Genomic DNA, 15,688 nt, shown 5'->3' on the forward strand with positions numbered 1-15,688 from the left:
GCGGGGGTAAGGGTTAGTCGGCACGAATCTGAACCTCCGGTATGTTTGCCTTCCGATAACCAGCGTTCGGACCGAGTACCCGGTTGTGACCCAGATCGCTATTGGGTATCGAATCCGCAGGTCGAACGAAGCGGACGGCGGTGTTTCACATTGTTCGGAGATCCGGAAGGCGCGCAGGCATGAGTCGAGAGAGCCGGCCCGATCGCTCTTATGGGCGATCGTTGCTGAATCGTGTCCTCGACGGCGTTCCGGCCACGGATTCGCGACTGACCCATATCGCCGAGATCCCGGGCCGGGCCGCAGCACCGGCCGAATGGCCGGCCTGGTCGGCTCCGGATGTCGTCGACGCGCTGCGTGCGGAAGGTATCGACACACCGTGGCGTCACCAGGCGGTCACCGCCGACCATGCCGCTCGCGGGCAGCATGTGGTGGTGGCGACCGGGACGGCGTCGGGAAAGTCGCTCGGTTACCAGCTCCCCGTTCTCACCGCACTGCATGAGGACCAGCGCGCGACCGCGCTGTACCTCGCCCCGACCAAGGCACTGGGCGCCGATCAACTCCGCATGGTCGGCGGACTCACCCGACACGGATCTCTGCGCCGGATCTCCGTCGCGGCCTACGACGGCGACACCCCCACCGAGATCCGGCAGTGGGTGCGCGCGGAGGCCCGCTGGCTGTTCACCAACCCCGACATGCTGCACTCCAGCCTGCTGCGCTCGCATCGCCGCTGGTCACGGTTTTTCCGGCGTCTGCGCTACGTAGTGGTCGACGAGTGTCACGCCTACCGGGGGTTGTTCGGTTCCCATGTGGCGCTGGTCCTGCGCCGATTGCGCCGCCTGGCGGCCCATTACGGCGCCGATCCGGTATTCGTCCTCTGCTCCGCGACGGCCGCCGATCCCGCCGCGGCGGCGTCCAGGTTGATCGGCGCCGACTGTGTGGCGGTGACCGAGGACGGGTCGCCGCGCGGACCGCGCACCGTCGCGTTCTGGGAGCCGCCGTTACTTACCGCGGTGACCGGGGAGAACGGTGCGCCCGTCCGGCTCGGTGCCACCACAGAGGCGGCACGTATCACCGCCGACCTGGTCCTGGAGGGAGCACGGACACTGACCTTCGCGCGTTCGCGCCGGGCGGCCGAACTGATCGCCGTCCACACCCGGCAGCGCCTGACCGAAATCGACCCCGCACTGGCGCCACGCGTCGCCGCCTACCGCGGTGGCTATCTGCCCGAGGACCGGCGGGCGCTGGAAGCCGGGCTCTCCGACGGGTCTCTGCTGGCCGCGGCGACGACGAACGCTCTGGAACTCGGGGTGGACATCGCCGGGCTCGACGCCGTGGTACTGGCCGGGTTCCCCGGCACGGTCGCCTCGTTCCGCCAGCAGATCGGCCGGGCCGGGCGCCGGACACAGGGGGCATTGGCCCTGCTGGTGGCCCGTGACGACCCCCTGGACACCTATCTCGTGCATCATCCCGAAGCACTGCTGGACCGCCCGGTGGAAGCCAGCATCATCGATCCCTCGAATCCGTACGTACTCGGTCCGCAACTGCTCTGCGCGGCCATAGAATTACCCATCGCCGACACGGAGGCCCAAGCCCTCGGCGCCCATCGAGTACTTACGGAATTGGCAGGTCAGGGACTCCTCCGGCGACGAGGAGCCGAGGGCGGCAGCCGTTGGTTCTATACGGGTGCCGAACCGCCGCACGAAGATGTCGACATCCGCGGCGGTATCGGCACCCAGGTCGCGATCGTGGTTGCCGAAACCGGGCGGCTACTCGGCACGGCGGATGGCGGACGAGCCCCTGCCACCCTGCACGAAGGCGCCGTCCACCTACACCAGGGCGAAAGCTATCTGGTCGAGGAACTGGACCTCGAGGGCGGTGTCGCACTGGTCCGCGCCGATACCCCGGGGTGGACGACCAGTGCCCGCCGGATCACCTCCCTCACGCTGGACACGGTGCGCGAGAGCACGACCTTCGGCGAGGTCACCGCGGCTTTCGCAGACGTGACGGTGCGCAGCCAGGTGGTCGGCTACCTGCGCACTCTGGTCACCGGGGAGGTCCTCGACCTGGTCGAACTCGACCTGCCCGAACAGACGCTGCCCACCACCGCCGTGCTCTACACCGTCACGCCCGACCTACTGGACCGCGCGGGGATCGAGGCCGCCGCGGTGCCGGGTGCCCTGCATGCCGCCGAACACGCGGCGATCGGTCTGTTGCCGTTGGTAGCGACCTGCGACCGATGGGACATCGGCGGGGTATCCACAGCTCAGCACCCCGACACCGGTCTGCCCACGGTCTTCGTGTACGACGGGCAGCCCGGTGGGGCCGGATTCGCCGAGCGCGGCTACACGATGCTGCGGCGCTGGCTCGCCGCCACGCTCGCGGCGGTGGAGGCGTGTACCTGCCGTAACGGGTGCCCGTCCTGCGTGCAGTCGCCCAAGTGCGGGAACGGCAACGATCCCCTGGAAAAAGCCGGGGCGAGCCGCTTGTTGACCGCGATTCTCGCCGAGCTCACCCACTCGGAACGTCGACGCGCCACGGCTATGGGGCACCCTGGTGGTCACGGTGTTGCCGGATGAGTGAAAGCGGGCAGAGTACGCATACCCGCCGGCCGAATTAAGAGGATAAGCATCATATTAACTGAATCGTTGCTAAAGGACCGGTCGGTAGCTACAGAGAGTGCTTTCGTATCAATTCCGGAACATATGTCGAATTCGAGTAACGGACCATTAATTGCCGTCGCTAAGTGAATACCGTATTCGCCGTTAACAAAATTCGACATAGTGCGATCACGGCGCTTCTCCGACCGGCCCGGCTCGCGCAACCGCTCGTATACTCCGCGTCCCGAACGGACCCAACGGTATTGTTTCTTCGATCGAGATCACGGCCTCCCAGCCGTCTATCTCGCACCGCGCGACATGAGCCGCCATTCGCCGTCCGAGGGCCTGAGCCGCTGCGCATCCGGCTTCCGCGCCGTTCCAGAGTTCGCCCGCGGCCGCGAGGGCAGCCAGATCCGCCGCGGCCTGGGCTCGGTGCCGCGCCACGACCACCCCGCCGAACTGGACGACGAGCACGGTCACCACGATCAAGCCCGCCAGTGCCAGACATGCCGTGACCGTCGCGGAGCCCTCCTCACCTGCCGTGAGCCGCGGCCGGTACCGAATCGGACAGACGGGCCGAGTCGCACCCGCGCACCGCGTTCGCCGGTACGGCGGCGTTCGATCTCGGCTACTCACGGGCTCGGATCCGGCTCTGTTGCCGCCACCGCCTCGGCGCGCAGCCGCAGAACGGGTAACAGCGGAGTATCGGACGCTACGACAGCGATCACCCGACCGCCCTCGTAGCGCAGCGAGATATCCGCCCCTTCCGGTGCCACCCCGCGCGCGGCGACCTCCGCGGCACCACGATCGCCGCGGGCCGCCAGCCGGGCAGCCTCGCGCGCGGCGTCCACACACCGCACCTGGGTCACCACCGCCAGCATTGCTCCGATGCACAACACGGCGGTAGCGGCGATCGCGGCGATCGCGATCGCCGCTTCGACGGTCACCGACCCGGTCTCGTCGGTGATCGGGCGCCGAAACGCACCGACAGCGCTGCCGGCGTCGGCGGCCCCGGTGCCCGTCGAGCCGATCGGATACCTCAGACGCTGGTGTTCAGCGCCTTCTCGATGATCCCGGTCAGCGCATCGGGGATGCTCTCGCCGGTCACCACGGTGTACAGCACCGCGCCGAAAGCGGCCGCGGCTATGGTCCCGATCGCGTACTCGACCGTGCTCATCCCCTCCTCCTCCGCCACCACGCGCAGCAGCCGTGCGTTCGCCCTTCGCCACACTCCCCGCGCCGGCTTCCACGCGTTCCACATCGTCGTTGGGCTCATGAGCACCCCGACCCCCTCTCTTCTCGGCTCGTACAGCCGTTCCGTACGAGCACAACTCGGTAGCCGCCGGCCGCGGCGTCACAGCAGGCCCCCGCCCAGCACCCCACCTGCCAGGCCGACGATGACCGGCACTATGCCCAGGCAGATGAACGCCGGTAGGAAACACAGGCCCAAGGGTCCGCCGATCAGGACACCGGCCCGTTCGGCCCGCGCGGTCGCCGCTTCCTCTGCCTGGGTGCGGCGCTCCCCGGCGAGTTCGCCTATGGCTGCCGCCAGTGATGCACCCGAGCGCGCCGAGCGCCGTGCCAGCCGGGCGAGCGCGTCGAATTCGGGAGCCGGGGAGGTACCGGATTCGGTGGGAGCCCATGCCACGGCCGGGTCGGCACCGAGGGCGAGCAGATCGGCCACCCGCTGTAGCCGGTCCGATAGCGAATCGGGTGCGGCCGGCGCGACAGCACGCAGTGCGGCGGCGGTCGGTAAACCGGCCCGTAGACAGGCGGCCAGCAGATCGAACAGCGTCGCGATCGCGACCGGGTCGGCGGCCGCGACGGGTTTCGGGCCCTCTACCCGCCGGGCAGCCGTATCGAAGCTCAACCGGGACACCACCGACGGTGGGGCCGGTACCAGCAGGATCGCGACGGACAGCAGGGTGAACGGCCAGGCGTGGAACGCCATCGTTGTTCCTTTCGGCGTCGTTCGAGAAGGCCGACCGGATGGACACCGCCGCCGCGCAGGCCGCGGACCGGAATCGGTGGGGCCCCTGGCGAGGCGTCGCTACGTGTACCGAGCTGTCCTCGTCTCGCCGGAAGAAGGTCCGCTCGGCGGCATGTCGGACGGAGTCGGCGGGCATATTCGGGTTCACCGCGGGGCCACCCGGTGGGTTATCTCGTCTGCCCAGAGCAATCCGGCACAGGCCAGCCCGGCGCCCAGCGGTAGGAGAAAGCGCCCCGCCGGGGAGACGAACAGTACGTGGAGCGGATGGGCACCCATCAGCTGGCCCAGACCTACACCCAGCACCGGCAGCACCGCAAGAATCGCCGCGGTGGCGCGAGCACCGGCCAGCGAAGCGTCGGTCCGGGTCCGGAATCTGATCCGGGCTGCAAGGTCGGCGCGGGCCGCCGCCAGCAGTTCGGCCAGCGCCAGGCCGTGTCTCTCGGCGACCTGCCAGGCATCGGCCACCCGACCCAGTTCGGCGGCTATCACCGAGTCGGGACGGAGCAATCCCTGCGCACCGGACCCGCCCAGCCTGCTGCGCGCCGAACCGACCGCGAAGGCCGCCGCCGCGATACCGCCGCTCTCCCGGGCGGCGATGGCGGCCGCGGCACTCGGGTGCGCGCCCACCCGCAGTTCGGAGACGACGGCCTCGAGTCCTTCGAGGAGGTATCCGCATTCGGTGCGGTGCAGACGAGTCCGGCGGGAGCGGCGCACCCGCACCGCGATAGTGCCCGCGACGAGGAGCGCGGCCATCAGGCTGCCGCTCCCCAGCACGAACGCCAGCGCACATCCGATACCGACCGCCCCGCGTATCACCCACCGCATAGGAAGAACTCGTGTCCGACGAACTTCGAATACTCTGCCGAATCGCCGCCTGCCCGCGGGACCCGGTGTGAGCAACAGCGCCAGAGCGGTGCATCCCAATGCCGCCGCGACCGGGCCGCCCGCTATCACGATCGGGAACATCACCCGGTCCGCTCCGCGAGCACAGCCTGCAGTACCCCGGCCGCCGGTGCCGGGCCGGCCGCCCGCCACGCCGGGCGAATCTCCACCCGGCCGGCGCTGTCTCGCTGCACCACGCCGATTTCGGTGAGATACCGGAACCCGTCGGCTCGCCGCCGGACGTGCAGCACCACCTGAACGGCAGCGGCCAATTGGCTGTGTAGCGCCGGCCGGTCCATTCCGCCCAGCCCCGCCAGCGCCTCGAGCCGCGCGGTCGCCTCCCGGATCGAGTTGGCGTGGATCGTTCCCGCCCCGCCGTCGTGCCCGGTGTTCAACGCGGTGAGTAGGTCGACGACTTCCGGACCTCGCACTTCACCGACCACTATGCGGTCGGGACGCATACGCAACGCCTGTCGGACCAGATCACGCAGCGTGATCTCCCCCGCACCTTCGATATTGGGCGGCCGGGCCACGAGGCGGACCACATGCGGATGCGGTGGTGCGAGTTCGGCCGCGTCCTCGACGCAGATGATGCGCTCCCCCTGATCCACCTCGGCGAGCAGGGCGGAGAGCAAGGTGGTTTTCCCCGCGCCGGTGCCCCCGACCACGAGGAAGGCCAGGCGGGCACGAACTATCTGCTGCAAAAGGAGTTTCGCGCCGGAGGGAACCGCACCGGACCTCGAGAGTGCGTCCAGGCCCTGGGTCGCCGGACGCAGGATCCGCAGTGACAGGCAGGTGCCACCGCGAGCGATGGGGGCCAGCACGGCGTGCAGCCGGACTCCGAAGCTCTGTCCGAGTACCAGTTCCCGGCCGGACAGTTGCCCGTCGACCCAGGGCTGGGCATCGTCGAGACGACGACCTGCCGAGAGGGCCAGGCGCTGCGCCAGCCGCCGGACGGCGGCTTCGTCGGGAAAGCTCGTCGCGGTCCTTTCGACCCCGCGGCCCCGATCGATCCATACCGCGTCCGGAGCGGTGACCAGCACATCGGCGACCGCTGGATCGTGCAACAGCGGTTCGAGCACACCCGCTCCGGTCAGTTCGGTCTGCAGCAGCCGCAGGGCGCGCAGCAGATCGGTATCCCCCAGCATGCCCCCGGCTTCGGCGCGGATGGCCGCCGCCACCCGTGCGGGGTCGGGCTCCGCGCGGTCTCCGGCCAGCCTTTCCCGCACCCGTTCCAGCAGTTCGGTCGTCACCACCCCCGGGTGTTCGGGGCCGGTGCTCATCCGGCCCGCCGCGGGTCGGGTGGGCTCAGCACCGCCAGTACGGCATCGCAGGCGTCTCGCAGGGGCCCGCGCCGTAGCCGCAGACCCCGGCGTTCGAGCCGCGCGGCCAGGCCGGGTTGCGCCCGGACCGCCGCCAACAGTGGTAGGTCCAGCACCGCGGCGATATCGTGGCCGCGCAGGTTTCCGGGTGCCGGACCGCGCACCACCAGGCCGCGGTTGGGATTGCGCTGCGCGATCCATTCCACCGCGGCACCGGCTGCCGCCACCGCGCGCAACCGAGCCGGCACGACGAGCACCACGAGATCGGCGGCATCGAGTATCCGGTCCGTATGCGGACCGCGCTCGCTGGAGATATCGCAGACCACGAGATCACCCGCGTTTCGGGCGGCTTCGACCACCGCGTGCACCGCGGCCGCACCGATGGGGCCGGTCCGGCCCCGGCCCCGGCCGCTGGACAGCACCGACAACCCGCCGCCCGCCGCCGGGAGCGCATTGTGCAGTTCGGCGGCGGCGACCCGGCCGTCGTCCACGACCAGATCCGGCCAGCGCAGGCCCGGCGCATCTTCGATACCGAGCAGCAGATCGAGTCCGCCGCCGCGGGGCGCGGCGTCGACCAGCACCGTATGCGGCCGGAATCCGGCGGTGGCCGAGCGCAGCGCGGTCGCGGCGGCCAGCACGGACGCCCCGGCACCGCCACCCGCCCCGGCCAGGGCGATCACCACTCCCCCGTCGGTGCGCTGTTCTCCGTATTCGGCGAATTTCTCGATGAGCCCGACCGCGGCGGCGGGGAGAGCGATCACCCGTTCGGCTCCGATCACGGCGGCAGCCTGCCAGTCGGCCAATCCGGGTTCACCGTCGGTGACTGTCACCACACCGCTGCGCCGTGGGGGCGCCGTGCCCGCGGACACCACGGCGGCCTCGGTGTCGAGCACCACCAGCGGCGCCGCCGACCAGGGGTGCCTGCCGGCGGGCGCCTCGGCTTCGTCGATTCGCCGACCGGCCGCGGCGGCGACCCGGCGCACTTCCTCGCGTAACCGTTCGTCCCGGATGAGCACCAGCACCGCGGGTGGCTCCCCGACAGTGGGTGTCGCGTCGTGATCCATGGGTCCAGAGTCGCCCGATCGGGCCTGCGCGAGCCGGTGGATTCGGCGATTGTGGACAACTCGCGGGCTGTGGAGAAATCTTCGAAGCCGGCGACCGCCCCTGGATAGAGGACGGCCCCAGCCGGGGGGGGAGGAGGCTGGGGCCGTCGGGGTTCAGCCCCGGGGGGTCGGGCTGAACACGCCTGGAACATGTCCAGGTGCCAGCAATACTACACCCAAGAACGGCCCGGAACGCAAGCCCGACGAAGAAGAAGTTCCACAGGTCACCCTCACCCCCCATCCAATAAGAAAATCCCTGGTCAGCACGCATGCGGAGGCAGAGCAGGCAAGACACGCGACGCGCAGATGCCTATTCTGGAGCGGTGACGGGCTCCGGTGAAACGACACCATCTCCCGGCGATCGGCACCGCGCGAACGGCCGCATCGCCGCCTTCTTCGATCTGGACAAGACGGTGATAGCCAGATCGAGTACCTACGTGTTCAGCAAACCGTTCTTCGCTCAGGGGCTGATCAATCGCCGAGCCGTACTGGAGAGCAGTTACGCCCACTTCATGTTCCTGCTCTCCGGCGCCGACCACGACCAGATGGAGCGTATGCGAGCGCACCTCACCGATATGGTCGCAGGCTGGGACGTCGCCCAGATCCGATCGATCGTGGCGGACACCCTGCACGAGTTGGTGGACCCGCTGATCTACGCGGAGGCCGTCGACCTCATCGCCGACCACCGCATTCGCGGGCACGATGTGGTGATCGTCTCCGCCTCGGGCGAGGAGGTGGTGGCCCCGATCGCCGAAGCGCTGGGCGCCACCCATACCGCCGCGACCCGGATGGAGGTCGTGGACGGCAAGTACACCGGGGCAGTCGACTTCTACTGCTACGGCGAGGGAAAGGTCACCGCGATCGAGAAGCTCGCCGCAGCAGAGGGTTACGACCTCGCGCGCTGCTACGCGTATTCCGATTCGATCACCGATCTACCGATGCTCACCGCGGTCGGACACCCCACCGCGGTCAATCCCGACCGCGGTCTGCGCCGCGAGGCAACGAACCGGGGCTGGCCCGTGCTCGGCTTCTCCAACCCGGTCTCACTGTGGTCACGCTTTCGGGCGCCGTCGAAAACCGTGGCCACGGGACTCGCCGTCGCGGCCAGTGCGCTTATCGCCGCGGCAGTGACCTACCGACTGCTGCGCCGACGATGAGCACCCTTACGACCTGGCCTTATAGCATAAGACTCCGTCCGATGTGCCCGATTCTATTTGTTCCACCAAGTTGCGCCAGCCCTTGATGTGAGTGCAGTCACAGTGTAAAAATGGAGGCACGGAAGGAAGGAAGGCCAAGGCGGAGCCGGAAGAGAAGGCTCAGTCTCCCGACCTACCCTTCCCAGCACGGACACCCGGTACCCACGCGGAGCTCGCCGCGACAAGGGCAGAAGCGTTGTGGGCCTGCGAAATCCGGTCCGTTGCCGGCGATGGCCTCGCATAGCTGCGGGGATGAGCTGCTGCGGAGCCCGGAGGAACGCCGAGGCCGGAGAACACAACCCAAACCAGCACGCATGGTAACCAGGTAGTCCGTGCTCGCGGGCGGTGAGGTCTCACGACCACGCCGCCCGCTTTGACGTACCGGGGCAGCTCTACCCGCGGTCACAGACCCTGATCAGCCGGCGGCGTCCGCTATCGAAGTCGCTTCCCGCGCGCCGTCCTCGAGCGCACCGCAGCAGAACAGCACCCAGCCGCCGACACCGTCGGCGGTCCCCGACCCGAACCCGGCCGCCGCGTCCAGGTAGGCCTGCCGCCGACGCAGCCAGAAGACCTCGGGCACACCGAGCGAGCGAGGGTCGAGTCCACTGGCCACCGTCACCAGCCGGGAGGCGGCCCGCGCGACCAGCCCGTCGGCCGAACCGAACGGTTTCAGGGTCAGCAGCTCACCGTGCACCACGGCGGCGGTGACCGGTGCGGGTGCGGAGGTGGTGAGCAGCGTCTGCGCCAGCACGTCCAGGCGTTCTGCGACGCCGCCGTCGGCGCGCGGACGCCCCAATTCGTTCTCGTCGTCCACGAGGTCGGCGGCGGCCAGCAGATGTAGCCGGGCCAATGCCTGCAGCGGCGCCCGCTCCCAGATGCCGACCAGGTTGCGCAGCGCGTCGCCGTCGAGCGCCTGCCCCACCCGCAACGCGCCCGCCAGAATGGGGTCGGTGATCGTGCCGTCGGCCGGCAACTCCGTACTGCCGCCTTCCAGTGCCGCCGACGACCGTGCCGCGCGTACCGAGGCCTCGGCGGCGGTCGTGGCCCAGCCGCGGCGGTTCGCCCGGTGCCGGTGGACCTCGGCCAGCGCGTCGCGGGCCTTGTCGGCGGCGGCCCGGACCCCGGGCAGTTCGATGAGCGGCGCGAGCGGATCGGTCACGGATCAGCACGCTACCGCCGCCGGATCCCGGCTCGAGCGCTGGCCCCGCGGCGAGAACTGCCGTAGGTGGCGGTCGTGGCGGGATTCACTCGGGCGCCGGCCCCGCAGTCGATAACCGCTTCGCCGTCGGTGGCGACCGTGGCCGGGTTCAGCCGACGAGCAGTTCACGGCCGGGGATGGCCTCGAGCAGGCGGCGGGTGTATTCCTCGCGCGGGGATTCGAAGATCTCCCCGACCGGCGCCGCTTCGACGATTCGGCCGTGGTGCATCACCAGGACCTCGTCGGCGAGCTGACGGACCACCGCCAGATCGTGAGTGATGAACAGATAGGTCAGGCCCAGTTCGTCCTGGAGCCGGGTGAGCAGATCGAGAATGTTCTGCTGGACCAGGACGTCGAGCGCCGAGACCGCTTCGTCGCAGACCAGCAGTTCCGGTTCCAGGGCCAGGGCGCGCGCGATGGCGACCCGCTGCCGCTGGCCACCGGAGAGCTCGTTGGGATAGCGGGCCAGCACACTGCTGGGCAGCGCGACATGTTCCAGCAGTTCGCGGACCCGGCTCTCCCGCTCGGTGCGGGTGCCGATCCCGTGGGTCCGCAGCGGTTCGTCGATACAACGATGGATCGAGTACATGGGGTCCAGCGAGGCGTACGGGTTCTGGAAGATCGGTTGTACCCGGCGGCGGAACCGGGTCTGCTCGCGCCCCTTCAGGTGGCCGATATCCCCGCCGTCGAAGACGACGGATCCGGAGCTGGGTTCCAGCAGGCCGAGTACCAGCTGCGCGACCGTGGACTTGCCCGACCCGGACTCACCGACCAGTGCGGTGGTGAGCCCGCGCTGCAGCGTGAACGAAACATTGTCGACGGCCACTGATTCCACGGATCGCCACGGCACCGAACCGCGGGTCCGATACCTCTTGGTGAGCCGGTCTGCGACGAGGACGGCATCCCGGGTGGCCGATTCGCGAACTCGATCCGGCCGCCGGGCGGCCGCCAGGGACGGCGCCGATTCGACCAGCTTGCGAGTGTACTCGTGCCGCGGATCGCGCAACAGTTCCAGCGCGGGCCCCGATTCCACCACCCGGCCGCGGTACATCACCACCAGATGTTCGGCGCGCTCGGCGGCCAAGCCGAGATCATGGGTGATGAGCAGCATCGCCGTGCCGAATTCACCGGTGAGACTGTCGATATGGTCGAGTATCCGGCGCTGCACGGTGACGTCCAGGGCGGAGGTGGGTTCGTCGGCGATCAGCAGCTCGGGCCGCCCCGACAACGCCATCGCGATCAACGCGCGCTGCCGCAGACCCCCGGACAATTCGTGCGGATACCGGTCGACCCGTCGCTCGGGATCCGGTATCCCCGCGGAGCGCAGCAGTTCCACCGCACGCTCCCGGGCGGCGCGGCCGCGGGCGATACCGTTGGCCGCGAGGGTTTCCCGGATTTGAAATCCGATCCTGTGTACCGGATCGAGGTTCGACATCGGGTCCTGCGGAACGAAACCGATTCTCGTGCCCCGCAGCTGCACCAAGCGCGATTCGGCCGCGCCGGTCAGTTCCGTTCCGTCGAATTCGATACTGCCCCCGGTGATCCGGCCGGCGCGCGGGAGCAGTCCGATGATCGCGTGCGCGGTGGTCGATTTCCCGGAACCGCTCTCGCCGACAATCGCCACCGTCTCGCCGGGGTACACGGTGAGATCGACACCGCGTACCGCGTCCACCCGGTTGTCTCCCTCCCCGAACGCGATCCGCAGATCCCGGATCCGCAGCAGTGGACGCTGCGCCTTGGACTCGTCGGTCATATCCGCTCCCGGTCCGGAATCCGCTCGCTCGCAGTGTTTCACCTCGACACCCGGCCTTTCGGATCCAGGGCGTCACCGAGTGCGTCACCGAGCATGATGAAACCGAGAACCGTCAGCGCCAGCGCGGTGGCCGGATAGAACAGGATCAGCGAACCGCCGCGCAACTGCTGCTGGCCGGTGGCGATATCGGCGCCCCAGGAGACCTCGGTGGGCGGCAGGCCGACACCCAGGAACGACAGTGTGGCCTCGGTGACGATGAAGACCCCGAGCCAGATCGCGGTCACCACGATCACCGGACCCAGCGAGTTCGGCAGCACGTGCCGGATCAGGATGCCGAAGCGGGAGACGCCGAGTGCCCGGGCCGCCAGCACGTATTCGCTGTTCTTCGCGGCGATCACCGCGCCACGGGCGATCCGGGCCGCCTGCGGCCAGGTGAAACCGGCCAGGGTGACGATCACCAGCCCGACCGTGCGCGTGGTCGACAGCTGCATCAGCACGATGGCGGCGAGCATCAGCGGGACGGCGTACACGATCTCGGAGACCCGAGATATCACCGAATCGAGCAGACCGCCGTAGTAGCCGGCCAGCGCGCCGAGCGTCGCGCCGATCAGCACGAAAAGCAGGGCCGCCCCGACCCCGACGAGGACCGAGGCCCGCGCCCCGTAGACGGTGCGGGCGTAGATATCGCAACCCTGCAGGTCGAATCCGAACCAGTGCGCCGAGCTGGGCGGCAGCAGACTGTTGTCGACCACGCAGTAGCGCGGATCCTGATCGGTGAACAGCCCCGGGAAGGCCGCGACCACCAGGACCAGCGCGATGAGCGCTATCGAGATCAGGAACAGCGGATTGCGGCGCAGACCGTGCCAGGCCTGCCCCCAGAACCCAAGCGGTGCGCCCGCCACTCGCACCCGATCGGTGGTTTCGACGGTCACCGCGTCCGCCGCGGCGACCCAGCGTCGCCGGTCGGGTCCGACCGGGCGGGCAGGCGACTCATCGGACATGACCGCACTCCTTCTCAGGCATAGCGAATCCGCGGATCGAGCACGGCGTACAGCAGGTCCACCAGCAGGTTGGCGAGGAGGAACACCACGATCAGAACCGTGACGAACGAAACCACCGTCGGAGCCTCACCGCGGACGACCGCCTGATACAGGGTGCCGCCGACACCCGGGATGTTGAAGATGCCCTCGGTGACGATCGCACCGCCCATCAGCGCGCCCAGATCGGCGCCCAGGAAGGTGACCACCGGAATGAGCGAATTGCGCAGGATGTGCACCCGAACCACCCGGCGCCGCGGCAGGCCCTTGGCGGTGGCGGTACGCACATAGTCGGCGTCCCGGTTCTCGGCCACGGCGTTGCGGGTCAGCCGCAGTACATAGGCGAACGACAACGAGCCGAGCACCAGCGCCGGCACGACCAGGCGACCCCAGCTCGCGTCGGCACCGACGGTGACCGGCGCGATCCCCCATTCGACGCCCAGCAGGTACTGCGCGAGGAAACCGAGGACGAACACCGGCACCGCGATCACCACCAGGCTCAGCACGAGCATGGTGGAGTCGAACAGCTTGCCTTTGCGCAGCCCGGCCAGCGTCCCGAACAGCACACCGAACACCGCCTCGAACAGCAGCGCCAGCAACGCCAGCCGGATCGTGATCGGAAAGGCCCGGGCCAGTTCGTCTTTCACCGAACGTCCGGAGAACGTGGTACCGAGATCGAAGGTGAAGATGCCCTTCAGATAGTAGAAGTACTGCACCAGGAAGGAGCGGTCGAGGTGGTAGCGCGCCTTCAACTGCGCCTCCAGCGCGGGCGTGAGGGTGCGGTCACCGGCCAGGGCGGCGACCGAGCCGCCGGAGATCTTGTAGATCAGGAAGTAGATGAGCAGGGTCGCGCCGAAGAACACCGGGATCATCTGCAGCAGACGCCGCACTACATACCACGCCATGGGCACTCCTGCGGTCGGGGCGAGGATTCGCGGCCGGCGGTCATATCAGCTCGATGTTCTCGAAATCGGCCAGGCCGTTCCAGCCGAAGACGACGCCGCGGACCCGCTCGGAGTACCCGGCCGAGTTCACGTAGTCGAAGATCGGGATGGTCGGCATATCCCGTAAGAGCAGCGTCTGCGCCCGGCCCACCAGCGCCCACGATTCGGCCTCGGTGGACGCCGCCTCGGCGGCCGCGATGAGCGCGTCGAATTCCGGGTTGTGATAGTCGAAGTCGTTGGTTTCGGAGTTGCTCAGGAACCCGGGCTCCAGGAACTGCAGCATGGTCGGATAGTCACCCTGCCAGCCCGAGCGGAACGCCTTGCCGACGGTCCGCGTGGTGATCTGATCGCGCAGTTGTTTGAACGTCGGCAGGGCCGCGCCCACCGCCTCGATACCGAGAGTGTTCTTGATGCTGTTGGCGACCGCGTCCACCCACGCCTGATGGTCACCGTCGGCGTTGTAGGCGATCTCGAAGCGCCCGGACCACGGTGCGATCTCGTCGGCCTTCGCCCACAGCCGGCGCGCCTCGTCGGGGTTGTAGTCGAGCAGATGCGCGCCCGGCAGATCGCCGTTGTAGCCCGGGAGCACCCGGGAGGTGTAGTCGCGGGCGGGGGCGCGGGTGCCTCGGAAGATCTTGTCGCCGATGGCCTGCCGCTGGATGGCCATCGAGATCGCGTGCCGGCGCAACCGGCCTTCCTCACCGCCGAAATGGGGGAGGCCCGACTGGGTACCGATCCACTGGCTCTGCGCGGTCGGCGCCGAGACCGCCCGCTCCCCCAGGTCGTTGTCCACCACGGTCAGCGCGCTGGAGGGAACCGTATCGAGCACATCGAGGTTGCCGGCGAGCAGATCGGCGTAGGCGGCGTCGAAGTCGGAGTAGAACACGAAGGTCAGGCCCTTGTTACGGGCCGGACGCCCACCCCGGTAGCTCTCATTGGGCACCAGGTCCAGTTTCACATCGTGCTGCCAGGCGTCGGCGGTCGCGAAGCGGTACGGCCCATTACCGATCGGTCGCTGCCCGAACGCCTCCATATCCGCATACGCTGCCGCGGGCAGCGGATAGAACGGGGCGTAGGCCAGCCGGGTCCGGAAGTCGATGGTGGGTTCTTTCAGCGCGACGGTGAAGGTGAGATCGTCGAGCACCCGCAGCCCCGACATGGTCCGCGCGCGGGGCGGGTCGGCCTGTACATCCTCGAACCCGGCGATCGGCGCATAGGTGTAGCTCTGCAGCTGCGCGTTGGTGACCAGGGCGCCGTAGTTCCAGGCGTCGACGAACGAATGCGCCGTCACCGCGGAACCGTCGGAGAACGTCCAGCCGGGTTTCAGCCGGATCCGGTAGAACTGCTGGTCGGTGGTCTCGATGGATTCGGCGACCTCGTCGTGCAGACTGCCGTCCGCCGCGATGCGGCGCAGTCCGGCGAACAACCGGTCCACGATGCGCCCGCCGCCGTTCTCGTTGGTGTTCGACGGGACCAGCGGGTTCTGCGGTTCGGTACCGTTGACCGCGATCGATTCACCGAGGGCGGGTGTCACCGCGCAGGCCGGCAGTACCGTCGCGCCGACCAGAACGAGTGCCAGGGCGGCCGCCCGCAACACCCACGACGATCCCCTCACTCACCCTCCCGGCTCGTCACGACCACAGCCTCGGCACCCCGCAGAGTTGTC

At 69.0% G+C, this 15,688-nt stretch carries 14 protein-coding genes; 2 read left to right on the top strand and 12 right to left on the bottom strand.

Annotated features, from left to right (window positions below):
* Positions 1–179 precede the first annotated feature (179 nt).
* Positions 180–2,576, top strand: coding sequence for a DEAD/DEAH box helicase (locus NS4_RS09845; RefSeq protein WP_063059224.1), 2,397 nt, complete (start codon positions 180–182; stop codon positions 2,574–2,576).
* Between the two features lie 210 nt (positions 2,577–2,786).
* Here the strand turns inward: NS4_RS09845 and NS4_RS09850 are convergent, their stop codons facing one another.
* The 7 genes from NS4_RS09850 to ssd form a co-directional block, all read right to left on the bottom strand.
* The gene (locus NS4_RS09850) at positions 2,787–3,233 is read right to left on the bottom strand and encodes an Rv3654c family TadE-like protein (protein WP_369690207.1); all 447 of its coding nucleotides are present in this window, start codon (positions 3,231–3,233) and stop codon (positions 2,787–2,789) included.
* Positions 3,230–3,544 carry a TadE family type IV pilus minor pilin gene (locus tag NS4_RS09855; protein ID WP_174552080.1) on the bottom strand — a complete coding sequence of 105 codons (315 nt, stop codon included), beginning with the start codon at positions 3,542–3,544 and terminating at the stop codon, positions 3,230–3,232. Before NS4_RS09855 ends, NS4_RS09850 begins: the two co-directional genes overlap by 4 nt.
* 92 nt (positions 3,545–3,636) lie before the next feature.
* Positions 3,637–3,858, bottom strand: coding sequence for a DUF4244 domain-containing protein (locus NS4_RS09860; protein ID WP_063059268.1), 222 nt, complete (start codon positions 3,856–3,858; stop codon positions 3,637–3,639).
* Positions 3,859–3,951: 93 nt separating this feature from the next.
* Positions 3,952–4,548, bottom strand: a complete 597-nt coding sequence (locus NS4_RS09865; protein WP_063059225.1) for a type II secretion system F family protein — start codon at positions 4,546–4,548, stop codon at positions 3,952–3,954.
* A gap of 183 nt (positions 4,549–4,731) precedes the next feature.
* On the bottom strand, positions 4,732–5,412 hold the full coding sequence (locus NS4_RS09870; RefSeq protein ID WP_245665236.1) for a type II secretion system F family protein: 681 nt from the start codon (positions 5,410–5,412) through the stop codon (positions 4,732–4,734).
* Positions 5,413–5,552: 140 nt separating this feature from the next.
* Entirely contained in the window at positions 5,553–6,752 is a 1,200-nt protein-coding gene (locus tag NS4_RS09875) for a TadA family conjugal transfer-associated ATPase (RefSeq protein ID WP_063059226.1), read from the bottom strand.
* Positions 6,749–7,855: a septum site-determining protein Ssd gene (gene ssd / locus NS4_RS09880; protein ID WP_063059227.1), complete on the bottom strand. Its 1,107-nt coding sequence runs from the start codon at positions 7,853–7,855 to the stop codon at positions 6,749–6,751. The genes NS4_RS09875 and ssd overlap by 4 nt, the downstream gene beginning before the upstream one ends.
* A 362-nt stretch (positions 7,856–8,217) precedes the next feature.
* On the opposite strand from ssd, the gene NS4_RS09885 reads away from it, so the two are divergent.
* Positions 8,218–9,051: an HAD family hydrolase gene (locus NS4_RS09885; protein WP_063059228.1), complete on the top strand. Its 834-nt coding sequence runs from the start codon at positions 8,218–8,220 to the stop codon at positions 9,049–9,051.
* Between the two features lie 454 nt (positions 9,052–9,505).
* Here NS4_RS09885 and NS4_RS09890 read toward each other — a convergent pair whose 3' ends face one another.
* The 5 genes from NS4_RS09890 to NS4_RS09910 all read right to left on the bottom strand — a co-directional run bounded on the left by NS4_RS09890 (position 9,506) and on the right by NS4_RS09910 (position 15,637).
* A complete protein-coding gene (locus NS4_RS09890; protein ID WP_063059229.1) occupies positions 9,506–10,249 on the bottom strand; it encodes a Fic family protein in 744 nt (247 codons plus the stop codon).
* Positions 10,250–10,397: 148 nt separating this feature from the next.
* On the bottom strand, positions 10,398–12,041 hold the full coding sequence (locus tag NS4_RS09895) for a dipeptide ABC transporter ATP-binding protein (protein ID WP_063059270.1): 1,644 nt from the start codon (positions 12,039–12,041) through the stop codon (positions 10,398–10,400).
* Between the two features lie 38 nt (positions 12,042–12,079).
* Complete coding sequence (locus NS4_RS09900) at positions 12,080–13,042, bottom strand: ABC transporter permease (RefSeq protein WP_063059230.1); 963 nt, start codon at positions 13,040–13,042, stop codon at positions 12,080–12,082.
* Positions 13,043–13,056: 14 nt separating this feature from the next.
* Positions 13,057–13,983 (bottom strand): ABC transporter permease, encoded by a 927-nt coding sequence (locus NS4_RS09905; protein ID WP_063059231.1) that lies wholly within the window; start codon positions 13,981–13,983, stop codon positions 13,057–13,059.
* Positions 13,984–14,023: 40 nt separating this feature from the next.
* A complete protein-coding gene (locus NS4_RS09910; RefSeq protein WP_063059232.1) occupies positions 14,024–15,637 on the bottom strand; it encodes a peptide ABC transporter substrate-binding protein in 1,614 nt (537 codons plus the stop codon).
* Between the last annotated feature and the right edge of the window lie 51 nt (positions 15,638–15,688).

Source organism: Nocardia sienata NBRC 100364 (assembly GCF_001613205.1).
Classification (GTDB): Bacteria; Actinomycetota; Actinomycetes; order Mycobacteriales; family Mycobacteriaceae; genus Nocardia; species Nocardia sienata.

Coding starts and splice junctions, on each gene's coding strand:
- NS4_RS09845 (WP_063059224.1), top strand. CDS start 180: ATGAGTCGAGAGAGCCGGCCCGATCGCTCTTATGGGCGATCGTTGCTG.
- NS4_RS09860 (WP_063059268.1), bottom strand. CDS start 3,858: ATGTGGAACGCGTGGAAGCCGGCGCGGGGAGTGTGGCGAAGGGCGAAC.
- NS4_RS09865 (WP_063059225.1), bottom strand. CDS start 4,548: ATGGCGTTCCACGCCTGGCCGTTCACCCTGCTGTCCGTCGCGATCCTG.
- NS4_RS09870 (WP_245665236.1), bottom strand. CDS start 5,412: ATGCGGTGGGTGATACGCGGGGCGGTCGGTATCGGATGTGCGCTGGCG.
- NS4_RS09875 (WP_063059226.1), bottom strand. CDS start 6,752: ATGAGCACCGGCCCCGAACACCCGGGGGTGGTGACGACCGAACTGCTG.
- ssd (WP_063059227.1), bottom strand. CDS start 7,855: ATGGATCACGACGCGACACCCACTGTCGGGGAGCCACCCGCGGTGCTG.
- NS4_RS09895 (WP_063059270.1), bottom strand. CDS start 12,041: ATGACCGACGAGTCCAAGGCGCAGCGTCCACTGCTGCGGATCCGGGAT.
- NS4_RS09900 (WP_063059230.1), bottom strand. CDS start 13,042: ATGTCCGATGAGTCGCCTGCCCGCCCGGTCGGACCCGACCGGCGACGC.
- NS4_RS09905 (WP_063059231.1), bottom strand. CDS start 13,983: ATGGCGTGGTATGTAGTGCGGCGTCTGCTGCAGATGATCCCGGTGTTC.